This window comes from Jatrophihabitans sp. YIM 134969, assembly GCF_054456675.1.
The window spans coordinates 129,731-149,355 of the sequence record NZ_JBTJEQ010000003.1; the positions used below are offsets into that span (position 1 = coordinate 129,731).

Consider the following 19,625-nt stretch of genomic DNA (forward strand, 5'->3'; position numbering starts at 1 on the left):
TGGAGCGAAGGAGTCCACTGACCTCTCCAGCACAGCACTCTTGTAGTTAGTGCTCATTGACATCCTGCCTCAGCACTGCCTACGTTCTCCCCGCCGGCACCTGCACGTCATCCGGACCCCCGTCGAGCACAGAGGAGTGACGATGAAGCTGGGATGCTCGTTCGCGACGTCGCTGGAGACCCCGGAGCACATCCGCATCGCGGAGCAGCTCGGATACGAACGTGCGCTCTGCTACGACTCGCCCGCGCTGTACCCCGACGTGTGGATGGCCCTGGGGCGAGCCGCAGAACTCACCGAACGGATCGTGCTCGGCACCGGCGTGCTGATCCCGTCGCTGCGCCACCCCATGGTCACCGCCTCCGCGATCACCACCCTGGTCAGCGCGGTCGGCTCGGACCGGGTGCTGATCGGTGTCGGCAGTGGGTTCACCGGCCGGATGGCGATGGGCAAGCCCGCGGTGCGGTGGGCCGAGGTCAAGCACTACATCGAGATCGTCCAGGCCTTGCTGCGAGGCGAGCAGGTGGAGTGGGACGGCGCGATCATGCAGATGATCCACCCCGACCAGCGCTTCGGACCCGGACCGGTGGAGGTCGCGTGGGGCGTCGCGGGCGAAGGCCCGATGGGCACGAACGTCGCGCGCGACGTCGGCGCCGAGCTGTTCCGGATCAGTGCGCCAGAACCGGGCTTCGACAGCCAGATGATGATCGTGTCCGGCACCGTCCTGGACGACGGCGAGGACCCCGACTCCCCGAGGGTCGTCGACGCCGCCGGCGGCTACGCCGCTCTGTTCCTGCACTGGGCCGTCGAGCACAACCAGATCGACGCATTGCTCGGCGAACCGGGACACGTGTGGGCCGCCGCGTACGACCACATCCCGAAGAACGTCCGGCACCTGGCGATGCACGACAAACACGTCGTCGGCGTCAACGACGTCGACCGGCCGTTCGTCAACGGCGCGGTGCTGACCGCGTCCGGCGCCGCCCTGCCGGCCGCCGCGTGGCGAGAGCGCATCGACGCGCTCGAAGCAGCCGGCGTCGAGTACCTCCACTACCAGCCCGCCGGTTCCGACATCCCGCGCGAGCTCGAGGCCGTCGCCTCCGTCTTCCACCGGTGAGCGGCGAGAGGGGAAAGCCCGTGCGGGAACTGCGTTTCGTCGAGGTCGAACCCGACGGGCCGATCGGGACCGTGTGGCTGAACCGGGCCCCGGTCAACGCCACCGACCAGCAGCTGTACGACGAGATCCGTCACCTCTTCAGCAACCTCACCGACCACCTGCCCAACGCCCGGGTCGTGGTCCTCGCCGGACGCGGGCCCCACTTCTGCGCCGGCAACGACCTCGCCGAGTTCCAGACCATGGATCCGGAGAACGCGCCCGACCGGTTGAAGACCGCCAGGCAGGCGTTCTGGGCGATCTACGACTCACCGGTACCGGTGATCGCCGCGGTGCACGGTGTCGCCGTCGGCTCCGGTCTGGCGATCGCCGCCTCCTGCGACCTGGTCGTCGCCGCCGAGGGTGCCCGCTTCGCCACCCCCGAGGTCAACGTCGGTGTGCTCGGCGGCGCGAAGCACCTCTCGCGCCTCGTCCCCCAGGGCATCGTCCGCCTCATGCACTACACCGGCGACCTCTACCCGGCCGAGAAACTGCTGCCCTACGGCGGCATCGTGGAGATCGTCCCCGCCGACCAGCTGCTCGACACAGCCCGCGAGCTCGCTCGGTCCATCGCCCGCCACAGCCCGGTGACCCTCCGCCTCGCCAAGCAGAGCCTCAACGGCATCGAGTACCTGGCACTGAAGCCGGGCTACGAGTTCGAGCAGAGCCTGACCCGCGAGCTGTCGGGACACGACGACGCCAAGGAAGCCGTCACCGCGTTCCTGGAGCACCGCCCACCCGTCTACACCGGACGCTGAGGCCACCGTGACCTCCGGCAACGCCGAACCGATCGAGCAGTTCCGCGCCCGCGCACGCGCCTGGCTCGCCACCGTCGACCTCCCAGTCGTCGAGGAGGATCTCGACAGTCGCTTCACCGTCCTGCGGGAATGGCAGCGGACGTTGTACGCGGCCGGCTGGCTGGGCATCGGGTGGTCGACGGACCCGGGCGGACCGGGACGTGGTCCGCTCCACCGACTGGCGTTCTCCGAGGAGCTCGCCCGGGCCGGCGCCCCGTCGCCGATCGGCCTCATCGGTCTCGAGGTGGTCGGGCCCTCGATCGACCGCTACGGCACCCACGCGCAGCGCGCTGAGTTGCTACCCCGGCTGCTGTCCGGCGACGACATCTGGTGTCAGGGCTTCTCCGAACCCGACGCCGGTTCCGACCTCGCCTCGCTGCGCACCCGCGCCGTCGTCGACGGTGACGACTTCGTGGTGTCCGGTCAGAAGATCTGGACCAGTTGGGCCCACGAGTCGCAGTGGTGCGCTCTGCTCGTCCGCACCGACACCACCGTGCGCAAGCAGGCCGGCATCAGCTACCTGCTCGTCGACATGAGCAGCCGTGGCATCACCACCCGCACGATCGAGCAGATGACCGGTGACCGTGAGTTCTGCGAGGTGTTCCTCGACGAGGTGCGCGTGCCCCGCAGCGCCCTGCTCGGCGCCGTGAACGAGGGCTGGTCGATCGCGTCGCACACGCTGGGCAGCGAACGGGCGTCCGCCGCCGTGCGCCGCCGCGTCGAGTGCGATGTCGCGCTCGGCGAGGCGGTCGCCGCCCTGAGCGAGCACCTGGCCGCGCATCCGGACATCGACGCCGGGCAGCGTCGACGGGTCACGTCGGCCATCGGTCGGTGCCACACCGCGCTGCGGGCGCTCGAGGCCCAGACCCGCCAGACCGCCGTCCGGCTGGCCGACGGGGTCGGCCCCACGCCGGTCGACTCCGTCGACAAACTCCTGCTCAACGACGTCGAACAACTCGTGTTCGCCGAGGTCGCCGCGCTGCTGGGACCGTGGCGCGCCGTCGCCGACTCCCGACCGCTCGGCCTGCGCAGCGACCGGTGGTCCCGTGAACACCTCTACTCCCGCGCCGCGTCGATCTACGGCGGCTCCGCCCAGATCCAACGCACCATCGTGGCCGAGCGACTCCTGGGACTCCCCCGTGGCTGACACCTCCGACCAGTTCGCCGTCGCGGCCGACGAGTACCTCACGCGCCGCTACGCCGCCGACCGCCGCCGCGCCCTGCTGCGCACCGGCGGTTGGGACTCGGCGCTCGCGGCCGAACTGGCTGACCTCGGGTGGTACTCCCTCGCCGTTCCCGAGTCCCGGGACGGGCTCGGCGCGTCCTTGTCCGACCTCGGCGCGATGTTCACGCAGGCCGGCCGGCACCTGCTCATCGGTCCGCTGCTCGAGAACATGCTGCTGCCGGCTCTGCTGGACCGGCCCGGTGACGAGGTCGGGCGCGTCGCCGTCGCGTCCGCTGTGCGCACCGGAATGCCGCTGGCCCTGGTCGACCCTGGCGCGTCCGAGGTCTGGTCGCAGGATCTGGGAGCAGTCACCCTGACCGACGGCACGCTGCACGGCAGCATCGCGGCCGTGAGGTTCGCCCAGCACGCGGCCGCGCTCGTCGTGGTCGCCAGCCACGGCACCGGCACCGTCGTGTGCCTCGTCGACCCGCACGACGACGGCGTCAGCATCGAACCGTTGCACAGTGCGGACCCGGGGGTCGCCTTCGGCCGGGTCGACCTCACGGGTGTCCGCGTCGACGTGGCCGTCGACCGGGACGACGCGGAACTTGTCACGCGCCTCCGGGCCTGGGCCCGACTGTTCCTCGCCTGCGAGCTCGACGGGCTCGCGCGCAGTAGCGTCGACGACACCGTCGCGCACCTGAAGACCCGCGAACAGTTCGGCCGCCCGATCGGGAGTTTCCAGGCGCTGGCTCACATCGCCGCCCAGATGCACACCGCGTCGGCCGGCCTGCACAACCTGTGTGTCGCCGCGCTCGCGGACGCCCACACCGCTGACCTCGCCGACCTCGAACTGCTCGCGATGACGGCCAAGGCTCACGCCGCCGAGACCGCGGTCGCGGTGTGTGAGTACGCGATCCAGCTGCACGGCGGCATGGGGTTCACCGCCGAGACCGACGTCAGTTGGTACTACCGACGCGTCCTGGCCCTGCGGGCCTGGTACGGCGACGGACCTGAACTCCACGACCGGATCGGCACATCGCTACTGGACCGGGCCCTCGTCACGGCGCAGGGCAGCAGGACGGAGAACCCGACGTGAGACCCACCCGGCTCGACCCCGAACGCGCCCGCCGGCACGCCGCATCCGGAGAGTGGATCGGCACCCTCGTCGACCAGCACCTCGCCGCGGCGACGCTGAGCACGCCCGACCGCATCGCGGTGATCGACCGCGAACGGTCCTGGACGTACGCCGAACTCGATCAGGCCGTCGACCGGTTCGCCGCTGTCCTGCAGGCCCGCGGCGTCGACGCCGGTGACGTCGTGTCGTGGATCCTCCCGAACTGGGCGGAGGCGGTCGTGGTCCACCTCGGCACACTGCGGGCTGGAGCGGTGAGCAACCCCATCATCCCGATCTACCGCGACCGCGAGACCGGCTTCATCCTGCGCCAGGCCCGGACGAAGGTGCTCGTGGTTCCCGGCGTTTTCCGCGGTTTCGACTACCCCGAGATGGTCGAGGAGATTCGCGGCGACCTCCCCGATCTCCGCACGGTCGTCGTGGTCGGGGAACCGGCCCACGCGAACCACGTTCCCTTCGCGTCCTTCCTCGCCGACGGTCGCCCCGACGCCGTGCGGCGCGATCCGCGAGACGCCGACGACGTCGCCCTGCTGCTGTACACCTCGGGCACCGTCTCGGCGCCAAAGGGCGCTCTGCACAACCACAACACCCTCGACTACGAGAACCGCGGCATGATCGAGTTCTTCGGCCTGAGCGGCTCCGACGTCGTCTTCATGCCGTCACCGGTCGGTCACATCATCGGTGTGCTCTACGGCATGCAGCTGCCGTTCATGCTCGGCACCACCGTCGTCCTGCTCGACATCTGGGACCCGGGCCGAGCCCTCGAGCTCATCGAACGACACCGGTGCAGCTTCGTCGTGGCCGCCACCCCGTTCCTCCACGGCCTCGTCCACCACCCGGACCTGCCCGGACGCGACGTCAGCTCTCTGCGTGTGTTCGCCTGTGGCGGCGCCGACGTTCCACCCGAACTGGTACGCACTGCAACGACCGCCCTGGACTGCATGGTCAGCCGGGGCTACGGATCAACTGAGTTCCCCACCGCGAGCGCCTGTAACGACGCCGATCCGCTGGGCAAGCGGGCTCACACCGACGGCCGCCCGATCGAGGCCGCCGAGGTGCGCATCGCCGACGACGGCGAGCTCCAGGTCCGCGGGCCCGAGCTGTTCTTGGGCTATCTGAACAGTGCCCTCAACGACGATGCGTTCACCGGCGACGGTTGGTTCCGTACCGGCGACCTCGCCCGGATCGACTCCGAGGGCTACGTCGAGATCACCGGCCGCAAGAAGGACATCATCATCCGTTCCGGCGAGAACATCAGCGCCAAAGAGATCGAGGACGCGCTCTTCGAGCATCCCCGTGTCGCGGACGTCGCGGTCGTGGCGTCGCCGGACCCCGTTGTCGGTGAACGCGTGTGTGCCGTCGTCGTCCCGCGATCCGACGAGAGCGTGACCCTCGACGAGCTCGTCACCTGGCTCGGAGAACGGCGCATGGCGCGGCAGAAGCTGCCCGAGCGGCTCCTGGTCGTCGACGAACTCCCCCGCAACGCCAGCGGCAAGATCCAGAAGTTCAAGCTCCGCGAGCTCGCCCGCGAGTCCGCCGCTGCCCCCGCCCCGGTGCCGGCGACCTGACCACCCCACCCACGAAGGAGACAGCGATGCAGCAGCACACCCGCACCGAGTTCGCGTCCGGACACCAGTTCCTCGAAGGTCTGCGCTGGCACGACGGCCGCCTGTGGGCCAGCGACTTCTTCAGCAAGCAGGTCATGACGTTCGCCGACGACGGGACCGCCACCGTCGTTGCCGTCGTCGACGGCGCCCCGTCGGGACTGGGCTTCCTGCCGGACGGAACACCCGTGGTGGTGTCCCAGGCCGGTGCGACCGTCGAACGGATCGAGGCCGACGGCACGACCACCACCTTCGCCGAGTTCGACTCGATCGCGGGCGGCCCCGGCAACGACATGCTCGTGACCGAGGCGGGCCACCTCTACGTCGGCAACTTCGGCTTCGCGATCGGGACCGAGGACCCGAAGCCCACCACCCTCGGGCACATCGACGCGCAGGGAACGCTGACCGCGGTCGAGGGTGACGTCTTCTTCCCCAACGGCATGGCGATCACCCCGGGCGGCAAGCTCCTACTCGCCGAGACCTTCCGGCACCGGATCAGCAGCTACGACATCGCTGCAGACGGATCGCTGTCGAACCAGCAGGTGTGGGCGCAACTCGACGAGGCCTACAACCCGGACGGCATCGCGCTCGACAGCGACGGCGGGGTCTGGTTCGGCAACGCCCTCACCGAGGGCGACGCCAGCGGCTTCTACCGGGTCGTCGAAGGCGGAGAGATCACCGACAAGGTCGGGGTGCCCGACGCGCAGGCCGTCGCGTGCGCCTTCGGCGGCAACGACCTCGCCACCCTGTACATGACGTGCAACGCCACGACCCTCGCCGACTTCGTCCAGGGCCGGTCGACCGGCACGATCGCGACGGCGTCGGTCGGACGCACGGGAGCCGCCGGCTCGGCCGGCGGGTGAGGACGCCGGTCAGCCGCGTCGGTCGGACCCGGAGTTAGGATCCCGGAAACGGACACGAGGAGGGCACAGGCTTGAGCCGTGCTGCCCCGGACCCGTCGGCGCGGTCGACGTCCCGGCCACGCGAGCGCCGTTCCGACATCGCACGGAACGCCGGCGAGTTGTTCGCCGCGCGCGGGTTCCACGCCGTCCGCATGGACGACATCGCCGAGGCCAGCGGCGTCACTGCGCGTGCGCTGTACCGCCACTACGCGAACAAGCAGGCGTTGCTCGCCCACGTCGTCCTCGACGACCAGCAACGACTCGTCGACACCCTCGACCGGCTGACTTCCACCGCCGCTGCCGACCGTGACGTCGACTCGACCTTGCACGCGATCGCCGATGCGGCCCTCGAGAGCCGTCAGCTCTCACCGTTGTGGCAACGCGAGGCCCGCCACCTCGACCCCGAGGCCTACGGCCGCGTGCGCGACCGGACCAGGTCGATGTCCCGGCAGTTCACCGACCTGCTCATCGACACCGACCGGCCGGACGTCGACGCCACCACCGCCGAGGTCCGGACATGGGCCGTGGTCAGCATCCTGACCAGCTCGGGCCTGCACGAGCCCGCTCTTCCCCGACCCGCCCTCGACAGGGAGTTGGTCGCGGCCAGCCGGCGGGTCATCGACGTGCCGGCCGAGGACGTCTCCATGCCCCGTCACGTCGTCCCGGTCGAGCGCATCCCCCTGTCGCGGCGGAATCAACTGATCCATGCGGCCGCCAGGGCGTTCCGCGAGAAGGGTTTCGGTGGCGTCAGCATCGACGACATCGGTGCCCAGGTCGGGTTCGTCGGGCCGGCGCTGTACCGGTACCACGAGAACAAAGCCGAGATCCTGGTCGCGGCGGTCAACCGATTCACCGAGTGGATCGCGCTGGAAGCACTGCGCGCCATGCGGTCACCCGACCCCGACGAGAACATTCTGGCTGAGTTGCTCCGCGGGTACATCCGGGTCGCCCTCGATGCGACCGACCTGCTCGCGGTGTCGCTCACCGAGCGACCGCACCTCCCTGACGCTGCCCGCGAGCGGTTCGATCGCGCGAACGCCGATCAGAGCGCGGAGTGGGAGAGGTGGCTGCGGGTGGCACGCCCCGACCTCATCGAAGATTCGGCGGCCGTCCTCGTTCGCACCGCCAAGGCCGTCGTTGATGACAGCGTGCGGATTCCACACCTCCGCCGCCATCCCGACCTGGCAGCCGAACTCCTCAACGTCACGCTCGCCTGCCTGGGGCTGACGGCACCGGCGACGTCGGGCTGACCGGCTGGAAGGACGTCCCCACGACCTAGCAAGCTGTTGCCACGTGGACGAAGTCAACACTTGTTTCGCGCCCTCACGCGGAACGAGGGTTGCTTGCGCTCTTACTGTGACGCGTACGAGCAGGTGGGGCCCTAGGCGCGCTCACGCCGAGAGGCCGCCACACTGTTGCGCCGCACGCGGCCTGGGGCGATGTCAGCGAGACGGTCGGTGAGGTCGTCGAGTTGTGGTGTCAGCGGCGGCCAAGGGAAGTACGGCATGCTCGCCCGGAGGGTGGCCAGGCCGTGCAGTCCGACCCACCAGGCGGTGGCCGCGGCTTCGGCTGACACTGCCGTCGACTTGCCGGATTCTCTGCAGTCATCGACGGCGTGGAGCAGGATGCCGAACGCTTCGGCGCCGACCATGGTCGTGACGTCGTTGGGGGCCTCGGGGCGTAGGACACCGGCTGCGTCGTGGTGACGTTCGAACAGCACCCGGTACAGGGAGGCGTGCTCCGTTGCGAACGCGAGATAGGCGTGGCCGATGGCGTGGAGCCGAACGACGGGGTCGGGGTCGACGGTGGCTGGTCGGAGCGCGTCGGTGAGACGGTCGAACGTGCTCACGATGAGGGCGCGGAGGATCTGCTCGCGGTCGTCGAAGTGCAGGTAGATCGACGGCGCGGTGATGCCGATGGTGCGGGCGATCGCCCGCAAGGTGATGGCGTCGTCGCGGCCGGTTCGTTCCAGGATCGTGCCGGCTGCCGAGACGATGTCGTCGCGCAACTGGGCGCCTTCCCCGCGCCGGTTCCGCGCGCGAGGACCCCTCGAGGTGTTCATCGCGGTGCTCATGTTTGAAACCTTACGGGTGTGTACACACTGACGTACGTAAACACCCGTAAGGCGTCGGGCCGCGTGACTCGACGCATGAACCCAGGAGAGCGACGACCGTGACCCCAGGGACAGCGGTGAGCGCGTGGCGCACCATCCGAGCCGGCCACGCGCCGTTGGCGTGGTTCGCCGTGGCCATGGTCGTGGTGGGTGCGGTGTCGGCCGTCGGGTACGCCGCCGACCCCCGCGTCCTCGTCGGTGCGCCGATCTGGGCGAAACCCCTGAAGTTCTCCATCTCCTTCGCCGTCTACGCCGTCACCCTGGCCTGGATGATCTCGCTGCTGCGCCGACCCCGCCTGCAGAAGCTCGCTCGACGCACGGGCACGGTGCTGGCCGTGGCCTCGGCGGTGGAGATGACCGCGATCGTCGGGCAGGTCATCCGAGGCCAACGGAGCCACTTCAACGAGACCACCCCGTTCAACGCCGCGGTGTACGCCGTCATGGGCGCCACGGTCGTGGTCATCTTCACCTGCACGGTCGTCGTCGCGGTCGCCGTCGTCATGACTCCCCTGGCCGACCGCGCCGTCACCTGGGCGGTCCGCCTCGGCCTGGGCCTCAGCCTGGCCGGCATGGCCGTCGGTTTTCTGATGGTCGTTCCTCGCGCCGCCCAGCTCCGGAGCAGCAGCAAGATCGTCGGCGCCCACAGCGTCGGCACCCCCGACGGCGGACCCGGTCTGCCCTTCCTGGGCTGGAGCACCACCGGCGGCGACCTGCGCATCGCCCACTTCATCGGCATGCACGCCCTGCAGGCCCTTCCGCTGTTCGCCCTGGCCCTCACCCTGCTACCCGCCGCCGCGAGACTCACCGCCCGTTCCCGCGTCTGCCTCGTGTTCGTCGCCGCAGGCGTCTACGCCGGCATCGTTGCCATCACCCTCTGGCAGGCGCTCCGGGGCGAGTCGATCGTCCACCCCAGTCCCGCCACCACCCTGGCCGCCGTGGTTCTGCTCGCCGCCAGTTTCATCGGACTCGTCGCGGTGTCGCGCACCGCGCGCCGCGATCACCGCCACAACTGGATGCCACACCAGACGCGGCGAGAGACCGAAGACACCACTCCGGCGACCGCCTCAAGCACGGCCACGTCCTGATCGACCGGCATCAGTGAGCTGTCCGCTCCGACCCATGCACGGCTGCTCGTTGAGCAGATCGACCCACCTGAGCGCCACCGGCTGTCTGACGGCGGCGCACGGATCGGGGCGTACGTGCACGTTCACGCGAGGGCGGTGTCCGACCACGACGAGCCTCAGGCGGGCGATCTGCCAGACCATTCACCTGTCGCGACAAGGTCCGTCTGATGCTGAACCACGCGCCGCAGGACGTGCTGCCTTGCGATCGTCGTGACTCAAGCGGATGGGGAGAACGAGCGGACGTAGGCCAGCGCCGCGGTCATCGACACGCGGAACGGCGTGACGTCACCCAGGGTCTGACTGAGGTTGACACCTCCCTGCAGGCCCGCGAGCAGCGCTTGGGCGAGGTCGTCGAGGTCGGCGTCCGGGCGTAGTTCGCCTCGTGCCCGCATTCGGCTCAGACCCGCGAGCAGGACGCCTTTCCAACGCAGGAACCCCGCGGTGAGGTCCTCGCGGGCGGCCGCGTCGCCGGTGGCGAGTTGGCCGGCGAGGGTGTTCAGGGTGCAGCCACCTCGTCCACCGTTCACTTCTCCGCGTGCGACGGCGGCGTCAGCCAACGCCTGCAGGGCGTCCAAACTGTCGAGCGGGCCGAGATCGGGCACACCGCCGACCGGACACCGACGTCGCGAGCTTCGACCGGCAGTTCGCGATCAACACGCGCGCACCGTTCCTGCTGGTCGCAGCGATCGCGCCCCGCATGGCGGAACGCGGATACGGGTCGATCATCTCGATCAGTTCCACGGCCGCGACCTCACCGGCCCCGATCGGCGCCGCGTACGGCGGGTCCAAGGCGGCTCTGGAACTGCTGACCCGATCGTGGGCAACCAAGTTCGCACCCCACGGCGTTCGCGTGAACGCAGTCTCCCCGGGCCCCGTACGGACGGCCGGGACCGTGGCGATGCTCGGCGAACACGTCGAGATGCTCGGCCGCGGCAACCTGCGAGGACGGGTCGGCGAACCGGAGGAGATCGCGCAGATCGTGGGGTTCCTCGCCTCACCCGCCAGTTCGTACGTCAACGGATCGATCCTGGTCGCAGACGGCGGTGCACTGAGCACCATGCCCGCGTGATCGGGGCCGGCCGAGATCAGAACCGTTGACCTGCGCGGACAGTGACGCCCTCGACCGGCGCCCACAGCGAGGCGTCGGCGCGGCTGGGGCGTCATCGCAGACGCTGCCGTCGAACGGGCGTCGGAGTTCGAAGCCAGACGCCCATCCCCCGAGAGCGGAGGCGGCGACGAGTCGGCTCGGTGCGCTGTGCGCTGCCTGAGGTCGCGCAGTCTCCGGCGGGGGTTCCCGCCACCGATGTCGAGATCCTCGCCACCGGTCTTGAGCTCGAGACGGTCGTCGACGCCACCATCGTGCGCGGAGCGCTCGACCCCGCCCTGGTCGCCGGACTCGGCCGCGCCAACTGGTGCCGGCCGCGCTGCACCGACCACCCGACGAATGCCGCTCCACACCCCGCGCCTTCCCTGACGGCACGGCTCGAAACGGCTTGCGGCCACCGCGGTGGCAGCGGGGCGCGCTCACCCGTGGCGCACGCCGGCATTTCTCACCCGTCCGCCTGCAAGCAGGCCGCAAGCGAACTACCAGTCACGCGCCGCATGGTCCTCTCATGACGACGACCAAGCACCAGATCATGTTTCCCGGCCAGCACGCCTCACCGGCGGGTCCGGTCGACCTGACCACGATGTACCTGTTCCACTTCGCCTTCCGGCGTGACATGGCCAAGTTCGCGGCCGCCGGGGCGACCACACCGCTCGAGGACGACGAGACGTGGCGACGGCTGGCGGCCCGATGGGATGTGTTCTCCCGGCAGCTCCACCACCACCACGAGGCGGAGGACCGCGTCCTGTGGCCCTGGCTCCGAGGAAAGGCGACGCTCGGCGACGTCGCGATGCTCGACGCGATGGAGCACGAACACGAGGCCATCGACCCAGCGCTCGCGGCGATCACCGAGGCCTTCGGTCGCCTCACGCAACCCGGCAGCGACCGGGCCGATGTGCGGGCGGCGCTCGTGGTGAGGCTGGCAGGCGTCCGGGAGCTGCTCGATCGTCATCTGGCGCACGAGGAGTCCGACGCGATGACGCTGCTGCAGCGGGTCACCACCCAGCGGGACTGGGAGGTCATGGAGAAGCAGTTCTCGAAGGGCAGCCCTCTGAGCGCGCTCGTCGAGATGGTGCCGTGGGCGGTCGACGGCGTCGACGACCTGACGTTGGGCCGTCTGCTCCACGACGCCGCGCCGCCGATGCGGGTCATCCACCGGCTCACCCGGCGGCGTTTCGAGCGTCGTGAACGGGCCGCGTTCGCCTATGCCTGAACACCCGACTGCACGCGGTCTCGGACCCGCTGGACCCACTGCAACACCGGCTGGGCAGCCCACGCCGTCGCGACGGCCCCGGCATCGTCGGCATGACGCACCGCCGTCGCGGACTCGCCGACGGTGTGGGCCGCCATGGCGAGGAAGGCGTCGACCGGACCGACGATGATCGCCGACCCCGCTGTGGCCGGGCGGCCGGCCAGCGGAGCGAGCCGCTCGTACATCGCGGCGGCGAGCGCCCGGTCACCTGTGTGCATCGCGGCCTCCGCGGCCATCGACCACACAGCGGACGAGAGCCAGTCCTCGACATCGAGGCGGAGGTCGCGCGCGCCCACGTATGCCACCGCCTCGTCGACACGCCCGGTCCGCCCCAGCAACGCCGCGATGAACGACTGCACCGGCAGACCGTCGTCGCTCTGGCCTGCCAGCAACGTCGCGACGAGCCCTTCGTACTGCCCGCTCCACAGCAGGTGCATGACAGCGACGGCACCCACCGCATCGGCCGACTGGTGCAGGTCGAGCAGGTCCGCGGTCCGCGCGAGTGCGGCGAGGTCGGTCTCCACCGCCGTACCGCGCATCGTCCGCCAGCCCAGTTCGACACTGTCGACGACGACGGTGTCGAACAACAACCGCTGAGCTCGAGCGGCTGACCGGGCCTCGTCGAGGTCATCGGCGAGCCGTTCCGTCCAGCCGAGGTCGCTCGAGGCCGAGGCACGGGCCGTCAACGCGTCGGCGAGCGCCTGCTGATCGTCGAGCCGGCGAGAGAGACCGACGGCACGCTCGGCGAGCTGGTGCTGCTCCGCTGACCTGGACGGCCGCCACAACGACCGCGATCCCGCGAGGCACGCGGCGAGAAGCAGCCGTTCGTCGCCGAGCCGATCCGCCATGGCGATCGCCTCGTCGACCAGAGCGTCGAGCTCCGCGTGCGACGCGGCGTAGTAGATCTCGCTGGACAGGCTCAGCATGACCCTGCACCGCAGAGGATCGTCGCCGTGGGGGAGGTCGGCCAGCAGCCGTCGCAGCGCCGCCACCACGACGTCGTCGACCCGGCCGTACGGGCTGGCGAGCCACAACGCACCGTCTGTCGGGAGGGTCGCGGCGGCGAAGGTGCGTTCGAGATCGCCCAGCGCCTGCGCGAGTTCCAGTGCCTCGTGGACGACCGGGCGCATGTCGGACCAGCGCCCGGCGAGGCGCGTGGCGTCCGCCAGTTCCAGCAGCAGATCGCAGCGGTCCTCATCGAGGGCGAGCCGATCGCCGACGACGACCTCGAGTGCGTCACGCAGGAGCAAGGTGCACTCGTCGTAGGCGTGGACACGACGTGCCGCCGCGGCGGCCACACGGGCCGATCGCCAGGCGTCGGCGGCGTGCGACGGTCCGGCCGACAGCCAGTGCCGTGCGATCTCGCTCTCGACTCCCGGCCGGCCGCGTCGGCACAACGCCTCGGCCGCCGCAGCGTGCAGACGGGTGCTGCGCGTCGCCGTCACCCCGGCACGGGCAGTGTCTCGCAGCAGGTCGTGCACGAAGCGGAACCGGTCGACACCGGTCTCGTGCACCAACTCGGCGGCCTGTGCGGCTTCGAGCGCATCCAGAGCCGCGTCGTCGCCACACCCGACGACGGCGGCGACGGTGGTGACGTCGAACTCGCGTCCCAGTACCGCCGCCACCCTCACGATCTGACCGGCCTGAGGAGCGAGCGTGGACAGCCTCTGCGCGAGCACCTCACGGATACCGGGCGGAACAGCGTCGCTGGTCGCGCCATCACGCCGCAGGCGGGCGAACTCGGTGAGGAAGAACGGGTTGCCGCCCGTGCGGTCGGCCCACTCCGTCACTTCCACGTCCGTCAGCGTCGCGCCGTTGGCCGCGACCAGCGCCGCCACAGCGGACACAGCGATGCCGCCGAGCTCGAGGCGGAGAGCATGGTGACGGCCGAGTGTTGCCGCGAAGTCCAGCAGCCGCGCCGTGGCCTCGGAGCGCCAGGTGAGGACGACGAGCAGATGTCCCTGACGCTCGGACGCCGCCAACATCGTCAGCATCCGCAGGGTGGACGGGTCCGCCCAGTGCACGTCGTCGACGATCGCCAGCGTCGGACCCTCCCTGGCAGCGTCGACGAAGGCGTCGATGCTGTCACCCCACGCACGGAACTGCCCGCCGGTGTCGTCCCTTCTGGAAGTCGAGAGTGCAACGCCTGCAGCGGCGAGCAGGCGCGACCACGGCCACAGTGCCGGCACACCCTCGTCTTGCGGGCAGCGCGTGTCGAGCACAGCTGTTCCTCGCGCTGCAGCGTGCGACATGAACTCGCGAGTCAAGCGGCTCTTGCCGACGCCCGGTTCGCCGGTGATCACGGCGAAGCGGGGACCGCCGAGTTCCGTCACCGTCTCGTCGTGGAGCGCGATGAGTCGACGCATCTCCTGTTCCCGGCCGACCAGGGGTGGTTCGGTCAGCGGCCGCGCTGAACGTCGTCGAGACCGGGCGCCGAGTGTCGGGTCCTGCTCCAGCACCCGACGATGGAGGTCGACGAGCTCTCGTCCCGGGTCGACGCCGAGTTCGTCCGCGAGCACGGTGCGTGCGGCAGCGAGACTGGAGAGCGCATCGGCCTGCCGTCCGGAGCGTACGAGCGCCAACACCCGCAGCGCCCAGAACCGCTCACGCAACGGATGCGCGGCCGTGAGCCCTTCCAGGTCGGCTGCGGCGGTCGCTTCCCGGCCAAGCCCGATCTCCAGGACCGCGCGGGTCTCCAACGCCAGCACACGCAACTCGTCGAGTCGTGCCCGGGCCGCAGCGGCCTCGGACGCGTCAGCCAACTCCTCGAAGGGCGTGCCGCGCCACAGCGCCAACGCCGACGTGAGGCGGGCGAGCAGGTCATCGGCCCGCTCCGACGTGAGTCGGGGCAACAACCCCGTCACGTCACGGTCCGCACCGAGACCGGATTGGACGGACTCGATCCCCGCCTCGAACCGGACGACGTCGAGCACGGCGTTGTGCAGGGCGTAACCGCCCGGGCCGAAACGCAGCGGGCCCGGCCCTGTCCGCCGCGTTCTGTCGGGTTCGAACGCCCGGCGCAGCCGAGAGATGTGGGCCTGCAACGTGTTCTCGTAGCTCGCCGGTGGACGGCCGTCCCACAGCAGGTCGGCGAGGGTGTCCAGCGCGACGGGCGCACCCCGGCGCAACGCCAAGGCGGTCACCACCTGTCGCTGGCGGGGCGTGCCGAGCGCCACGCGTCGATCGTCGATCGTGACCGACACCGGGCCGAGCACCGAGACCTCGACGGCTCCGACCATGGCGACACCCTAAGCACCGCCCGGCCTCGGCGGGGACCGGCCGAACATCTCATGCCGTGACCCTCTGGTCCCAGACGACCACATCGGGACATCCCAGTCGGCTCTGTAGACCGAGAGCTCGTACGCAGTCCCGCGCGGACAGCAGGCCGTGCCGCGTTGTTCCGCTCACGGACTCCGCACCTCCGAGATGGTGCGGTCTCCGAGTCGTTCTCGAGCCGCTGGCTGGGCGCCGGTCAGGGCTGTCGCGACCGCATGCTGAACATCACCGGGAGGTCCTGACCGGTCACCTGCCACCGCAGCAAGCCGTCGGCGCCTCGGGTCGCGAGGTCGCGGTGGGCGTCGGTCTCGACGGCGAGGTGTTCGTCGAGTCGCTCGACCACGAGTCCGGCGGCGACGGCGGCGGTGACCAGCTCGCCGAGAGAGTGGGCGTATTCGACGGTGGCGTTGTTGACGGTGTCGTCGGCGCCTGGAACGTAGCTGCCGGTCTGGTCGTTCTGGCGGATCGGGCCGGAGTCGGCGTAGGGGAAGTCGAGCAGCAGCGGATCGACCCCGCCGCACATCAGGTACAGCGGGTGCAGATCGGTGACGGCGAGGACGCCGCCCGGTCGCAGCGTCGCGGCGGCCTGCTGCATCCACTTCGTCAGGTCCGAGACCCAGGTGAACACCCCTCGGCTGGCGTAGCAGACGTCGAAGCCGCCGTGCAGCTCCGCGGGGAGGTCCAACACATCGGCCTCGAGGAACCTCACCCGGTCCGTCACGCCGGCCGCGGCAGCGACAGCGGCCGCCTTGGCGACTGCGACCGGTGAGAAGTCGACCCCGACCGCCGAGCGCGCGCCCGCTCGTACCCAGGACACGGTGTCCAAGCCGATGTGGCACTGCAGGTGCAGCACATCGAGTCCGGCCACGTCGCCGACGACGTCGTGGTCGACCCTGTACAGCGTCGATGCGCCGGCCACGACGGCGTCGGTGTCGTACACGTCGTCGTGCCCGTGCAGCCCGGCCCGTTCGTCCCACCAGCAGAGGTTCTCTGCGGGGCTCGGCGCGGTCACGGCCGGACCGTACCGTGCACGGCGCGGGCCCGGCGGGCGTAGAGCCGTGGACCGACGCGGGGAACCACGAAGCGCACCACCGCCGGAGCTGCCGCGAGCATCTGCCGGACCACCACGGGGTCACCTTCGTAAGCGAACATCCCCATGGCGAGCAGCAGATCCGGCTTGGCCATCGCTGCGGCCGCTCGTTTGCCGATCGTGTTCCACTCAGCGTCCGTGACGACGGACGCAGCCAGCGGCAGCGCCACCCTTTCCTCGGTGTCGAGGTGCTGACGGAGCAGATCGTGCAGATGCCGCAGCTGACTCGCGAGCGCCGTCCGATGCTCTTCGTCGGGGTGGTCGGTCCAGGCCGTGCGGGCGAGCCCGACGGCGGCGAGCGCGGTGTCGATACCGGTGTGCTGATCGTCGATCCGATCGAGCGCGGCGAGCGCCGACTCCGGCAGCCGGTCACGCAGCAACGGCCACAGCAGCTCGTCCTCGCCCTCGTGGTGGTGGTGGAGCATGTCGCAGACAAACCCGAGGTGGGTGTCGACGATGCTGGCCGCGGCCCGGTCACCGGCCGCAACCCTTTCGACGGCCGGCGCGGCGAGTCGGAACTCGCGCAGCAGGGCGGTGTGGACGACGAGCATGTCGCGGGTGTCGACCAGGGGTGGTTCCGGCTGGGCCTCGGCGGCGCGTGAACACACCCAGCGGGCCTCGACCGGGTGCCACCAACAACGGCTGGAATGGGCGTGGGGTGAAGCGAGGATCTCCATGCCGGACAGCCTGATGCCCCGCTGCGTTGGACGACATCCCAGAAATGTGGGCTTCCGGTGAGAACCACCGTCCATGAGACTGGCGCCATGCCGACATCCCTGTCCGACGTGGTGCAGTCGCGATCTCGCGGGTGCAACGATCTACCCTCGGTCGCGAACGCGGTCTGTGACGCCTACCGCGCCCGTGTGCGTCACGGCTTCGCGTGCTTCGCGACGATGGATCCCGCCACCGGCCTCATCAGCTCGGCCACCAAGACTCGGCCACTCGAGATCGGCGACGAGGAGTTCGCCGCCGCGGAGTACGGCGGCCCGGACCTCAACCTCTTCTCGGAGATCAGCGCTCGACCCGAGCCGGTGGGCGCGCTGTCGGTCGACACCGGTGGCGAACCCGACCGCTGCCGACGCATGCGAGACTTCCTGCGACCCCGCTTCGGGTTCAGCGACGAACTCCGGGTTGCGTTCCGGTCACGGGGTCTGCTCTGGGGCGGTATAGCGATGTACCGCGAGGCGGGCGACCCGCCCTTCACCGATGCGGACACGGCGGTCGCGGTGTCGGTGCACAGCCAAGTCGCCGAGCTCATCCAAGCCGCACTGTTCCACGCGCAGTCGCCGCCGGCCAAGGCCTGTCCGGGTCCGGCGGTCGTCGTCGTCGGCGCCGATGACCGGGTGGTCAACCTGACCCCCGCAGCGGAACAACGCGTCGCCCAGCTCGGCGGCTGGGACAGCGGTTCCCTGCCCGCGACCGTGCTCGTCAGCGTCGCCGCGGCACGCGCCGAGGACCAACTCGCGGTCAACCGTGCCGTCGGAACGGACGGCAGCTGGGTCACCATCCGCGCAACCAGTTTCGCAGCCGAACCGGGCGGGGCCACGGTCCCCGATGTTGTCGTCACCCTCGACAGCGCGTCGGCCGCGGATGTCAGCGACCTCGCGCTCAGCGCCCACGGTCTGAGCCCGCGTGAGCAAGAAGTCACCGGCCTGGTGCTGCGGGGCGCATCGACCTCGGCCATCGCCGCGTCGCTGCACCTGTCCCCTCACACCGTCCAGGACCACCTCAAGTCCGTCTTCGCGAAACTCGGCGTCAACAGCCGACGCGCACTGGTGCAACGGCTGGTCGTCGACGCGCTCTAGAACCCGCTGGTCAAGGTCGATGTCCGCCCTCGTACCGCATTGAGGTGCTGAGGCCGGCGTTGCTGGGGCATCTCGGTCACCGCGAAGCGGACGCGGGCGTCGACCGCGTAGACGGTGGAGGCCTGCGCCGCGGGTGGGAGGTCCGACTTGAGTGTCGACGTCAGCGCGGCGGGTGACTTGACGGACGACTCCGCCGAGGCGGTCCAGGCGACGGCCGTCGTCGCGGCTGAGGGTGGGACGGGTTGGTTCGCCTGCTGTGCACGTGAGCTCGGTCAGGCACGGGCGGAGTGAGCTGCTGGCGTCGCTCACCCCGCCTCGGCAGTCCGGGGCCTGCTCCAGGCGGGGTGGCGGATGGGGAAGGCCGTCGGCGCTCGAGCCGGACCGGCGTCCCCTGAGCGGTAGCGTCCGTCCCCCCGAAACCGGCGCGGCCGACGTTGGTGACGTCACGGCCACGAACAACCAGAACATCGAGGTCGCGCCGTGTCGGACGGTGCCGTCGTCCGCGGGGGTTCGGTCGACGGCACCGTTGACGTGATCATCAACGGCAGGTCGAGGTTGCGCGAGCGGGGAAGCGATGTCGGCCACACACTGTTAGCTCCCTGTTACCCCGGGTATCACCTGCTCGCTGGCGTTGTTCGGGGGATCGACGTTCCAGCGCACGGGGAAGAGGCTCGGCCGGTCGCCGTCGGGGGACCGCGACCGGCGAGCCCACCCGTTCTGGTCCCGAGGTCTGACCGACGTGATCCACGTGCCGGGCAGCACCTGAACCGCGATGGCCGCGGGCTCCCGGAGACGCAACAGCCTGTGCAACCGGCCTCGGAGCAACCTGAGGGATCGCAGTCGGCGACCCGATCGCCGTCGCGCGGTGAGGTGGTTTCGTGGTGAGCCTGACCATGACAACCGGGGTTGGCCTACGTCCTCGAAGGTCGAGCAGGCCGAGCCCCGTTCCGCGGACACCCCGTGCGATCTCGGCGCAAGCGCCGTCGCCACCCGCGTGCTCTGGTCCTCAGACGGAGTTGCGACACCGCCGACTGATTCGACTACGTAGCCGCACCAAGTCGCTTCAAGCGCCTTTCCGCTCAGAGGCGGCGTTGGGTCACGCAGTTT

At 70.2% G+C, this 19,625-nt stretch carries 17 protein-coding genes; 12 read left to right on the forward strand and 5 right to left on the reverse strand.

Annotated elements, in window-relative coordinates; all coding sequences use genetic code 11:
- Positions 1-142 precede the first annotated feature (142 nt).
- The 7 genes from ACXR2U_RS03060 (at position 143) to ACXR2U_RS03090 (ending at position 8,003) form a co-directional block, all read left to right on the forward strand.
- A complete protein-coding gene (locus ACXR2U_RS03060) occupies positions 143-1,114 on the forward strand; it encodes an LLM class flavin-dependent oxidoreductase (RefSeq protein ID WP_458823451.1) in 972 nt (323 codons plus the stop codon).
- A 20-nt stretch (positions 1,115-1,134) separates the two neighbouring features.
- Positions 1,135-1,908 carry an enoyl-CoA hydratase-related protein gene (locus ACXR2U_RS03065; protein ID WP_458823452.1) on the forward strand — a complete coding sequence of 258 codons (774 nt, stop codon included), beginning with the start codon at positions 1,135-1,137 and terminating at the stop codon, positions 1,906-1,908.
- A 7-nt stretch (positions 1,909-1,915) separates the two neighbouring features.
- Positions 1,916-3,094, forward strand: coding sequence for an acyl-CoA dehydrogenase family protein (locus ACXR2U_RS03070; protein ID WP_458823453.1), 1,179 nt, complete (start codon positions 1,916-1,918; stop codon positions 3,092-3,094).
- Complete coding sequence (locus tag ACXR2U_RS03075; RefSeq protein ID WP_458823454.1) at positions 3,087-4,211, forward strand: acyl-CoA dehydrogenase family protein; 1,125 nt, start codon at positions 3,087-3,089, stop codon at positions 4,209-4,211. Before ACXR2U_RS03070 ends, ACXR2U_RS03075 begins: the two co-directional genes overlap by 8 nt.
- A complete protein-coding gene (locus ACXR2U_RS03080) occupies positions 4,208-5,815 on the forward strand; it encodes an AMP-binding protein (protein ID WP_458823455.1) in 1,608 nt (535 codons plus the stop codon). Before ACXR2U_RS03075 ends, ACXR2U_RS03080 begins: the two co-directional genes overlap by 4 nt.
- 26 nt (positions 5,816-5,841) lie before the next feature.
- Positions 5,842-6,714, forward strand: a complete 873-nt coding sequence (locus tag ACXR2U_RS03085) for an SMP-30/gluconolactonase/LRE family protein (protein WP_458823456.1) — start codon at positions 5,842-5,844, stop codon at positions 6,712-6,714.
- Positions 6,715-6,785: 71 nt separating this feature from the next.
- Positions 6,786-8,003, forward strand: coding sequence for a TetR/AcrR family transcriptional regulator (locus ACXR2U_RS03090; protein WP_458823457.1), 1,218 nt, complete (start codon positions 6,786-6,788; stop codon positions 8,001-8,003).
- Between the two features lie 131 nt (positions 8,004-8,134).
- On the opposite strand, the gene ACXR2U_RS03095 is transcribed toward ACXR2U_RS03090, so the two are convergent.
- On the reverse strand, positions 8,135-8,827 hold the full coding sequence (locus tag ACXR2U_RS03095) for a TetR/AcrR family transcriptional regulator (protein ID WP_458823458.1): 693 nt from the start codon (positions 8,825-8,827) through the stop codon (positions 8,135-8,137).
- 116 nt (positions 8,828-8,943) lie between these two features.
- Here ACXR2U_RS03095 and ACXR2U_RS03100 point away from each other — a divergent pair, with 116 nt between their 5' ends.
- On the forward strand, positions 8,944-9,951 hold the full coding sequence (locus ACXR2U_RS03100; RefSeq protein ID WP_458823459.1) for a hypothetical protein: 1,008 nt from the start codon (positions 8,944-8,946) through the stop codon (positions 9,949-9,951).
- A gap of 254 nt (positions 9,952-10,205) precedes the next feature.
- Here ACXR2U_RS03100 and ACXR2U_RS03105 read toward each other — a convergent pair whose 3' ends face one another.
- Entirely contained in the window at positions 10,206-10,592 is a 387-nt protein-coding gene (locus ACXR2U_RS03105) for a TetR family transcriptional regulator C-terminal domain-containing protein (protein ID WP_458823460.1), read from the reverse strand.
- On the opposite strand from ACXR2U_RS03105, the gene ACXR2U_RS03110 reads away from it, so the two are divergent.
- The 3 genes from ACXR2U_RS03110 to ACXR2U_RS03120 all read left to right on the forward strand — a co-directional run bounded on the left by ACXR2U_RS03110 (position 10,526) and on the right by ACXR2U_RS03120 (position 12,308).
- Positions 10,526-11,059 (forward strand): SDR family NAD(P)-dependent oxidoreductase, encoded by a 534-nt coding sequence (locus ACXR2U_RS03110; protein ID WP_458823461.1) that lies wholly within the window; start codon positions 10,526-10,528, stop codon positions 11,057-11,059. The two genes, ACXR2U_RS03105 and ACXR2U_RS03110, sit on opposite strands and share 67 nt — an antisense overlap.
- Positions 11,060-11,238: 179 nt before the next feature.
- Complete coding sequence (locus ACXR2U_RS03115; protein ID WP_458823462.1) at positions 11,239-11,607, forward strand: hypothetical protein; 369 nt, start codon at positions 11,239-11,241, stop codon at positions 11,605-11,607.
- Positions 11,604-12,308 carry a hemerythrin domain-containing protein gene (locus ACXR2U_RS03120; protein ID WP_458823463.1) on the forward strand — a complete coding sequence of 235 codons (705 nt, stop codon included), beginning with the start codon at positions 11,604-11,606 and terminating at the stop codon, positions 12,306-12,308. The genes ACXR2U_RS03115 and ACXR2U_RS03120 overlap by 4 nt, the downstream gene beginning before the upstream one ends.
- Here the strand turns inward: ACXR2U_RS03120 and ACXR2U_RS03125 are convergent.
- The 3 genes from ACXR2U_RS03125 to ACXR2U_RS03135 form a co-directional block, all read right to left on the reverse strand.
- Positions 12,299-15,586: a BTAD domain-containing putative transcriptional regulator gene (locus ACXR2U_RS03125; protein ID WP_458823464.1), complete on the reverse strand. Its 3,288-nt coding sequence runs from the start codon at positions 15,584-15,586 to the stop codon at positions 12,299-12,301. The genes ACXR2U_RS03120 and ACXR2U_RS03125 overlap by 10 nt on opposite strands.
- A gap of 233 nt (positions 15,587-15,819) precedes the next feature.
- A complete protein-coding gene (locus ACXR2U_RS03130; RefSeq protein WP_458823465.1) occupies positions 15,820-16,635 on the reverse strand; it encodes a class I SAM-dependent methyltransferase in 816 nt (271 codons plus the stop codon).
- Complete coding sequence (locus ACXR2U_RS03135) at positions 16,632-17,390, reverse strand: hemerythrin domain-containing protein (RefSeq protein ID WP_458823466.1); 759 nt, start codon at positions 17,388-17,390, stop codon at positions 16,632-16,634. Before ACXR2U_RS03135 ends, ACXR2U_RS03130 begins: the two co-directional genes overlap by 4 nt.
- An 87-nt stretch (positions 17,391-17,477) precedes the next feature.
- Between ACXR2U_RS03135 and ACXR2U_RS03140 the strand changes: the two genes are divergently transcribed.
- Positions 17,478-18,518, forward strand: a complete 1,041-nt coding sequence (locus tag ACXR2U_RS03140) for a response regulator transcription factor (protein ID WP_458823467.1) — start codon at positions 17,478-17,480, stop codon at positions 18,516-18,518.
- Positions 18,519-19,625: the final 1,107 nt, after the last annotated feature.

Coding starts and splice junctions, on each gene's coding strand:
- ACXR2U_RS03060 (WP_458823451.1), top strand. CDS start 143: ATGAAGCTGGGATGCTCGTTCGCGACGTCGCTGGAGACCCCGGAGCAC.
- ACXR2U_RS03085 (WP_458823456.1), top strand. CDS start 5,842: ATGCAGCAGCACACCCGCACCGAGTTCGCGTCCGGACACCAGTTCCTC.
- ACXR2U_RS03095 (WP_458823458.1), bottom strand. CDS start 8,827: ATGAGCACCGCGATGAACACCTCGAGGGGTCCTCGCGCGCGGAACCGG.
- ACXR2U_RS03120 (WP_458823463.1), top strand. CDS start 11,604: ATGACGACGACCAAGCACCAGATCATGTTTCCCGGCCAGCACGCCTCA.
- ACXR2U_RS03125 (WP_458823464.1), bottom strand. CDS start 15,586: ATGGTCGGAGCCGTCGAGGTCTCGGTGCTCGGCCCGGTGTCGGTCACG.
- ACXR2U_RS03135 (WP_458823466.1), bottom strand. CDS start 17,390: ATGGAGATCCTCGCTTCACCCCACGCCCATTCCAGCCGTTGTTGGTGG.
- ACXR2U_RS03140 (WP_458823467.1), top strand. CDS start 17,478: ATGCCGACATCCCTGTCCGACGTGGTGCAGTCGCGATCTCGCGGGTGC.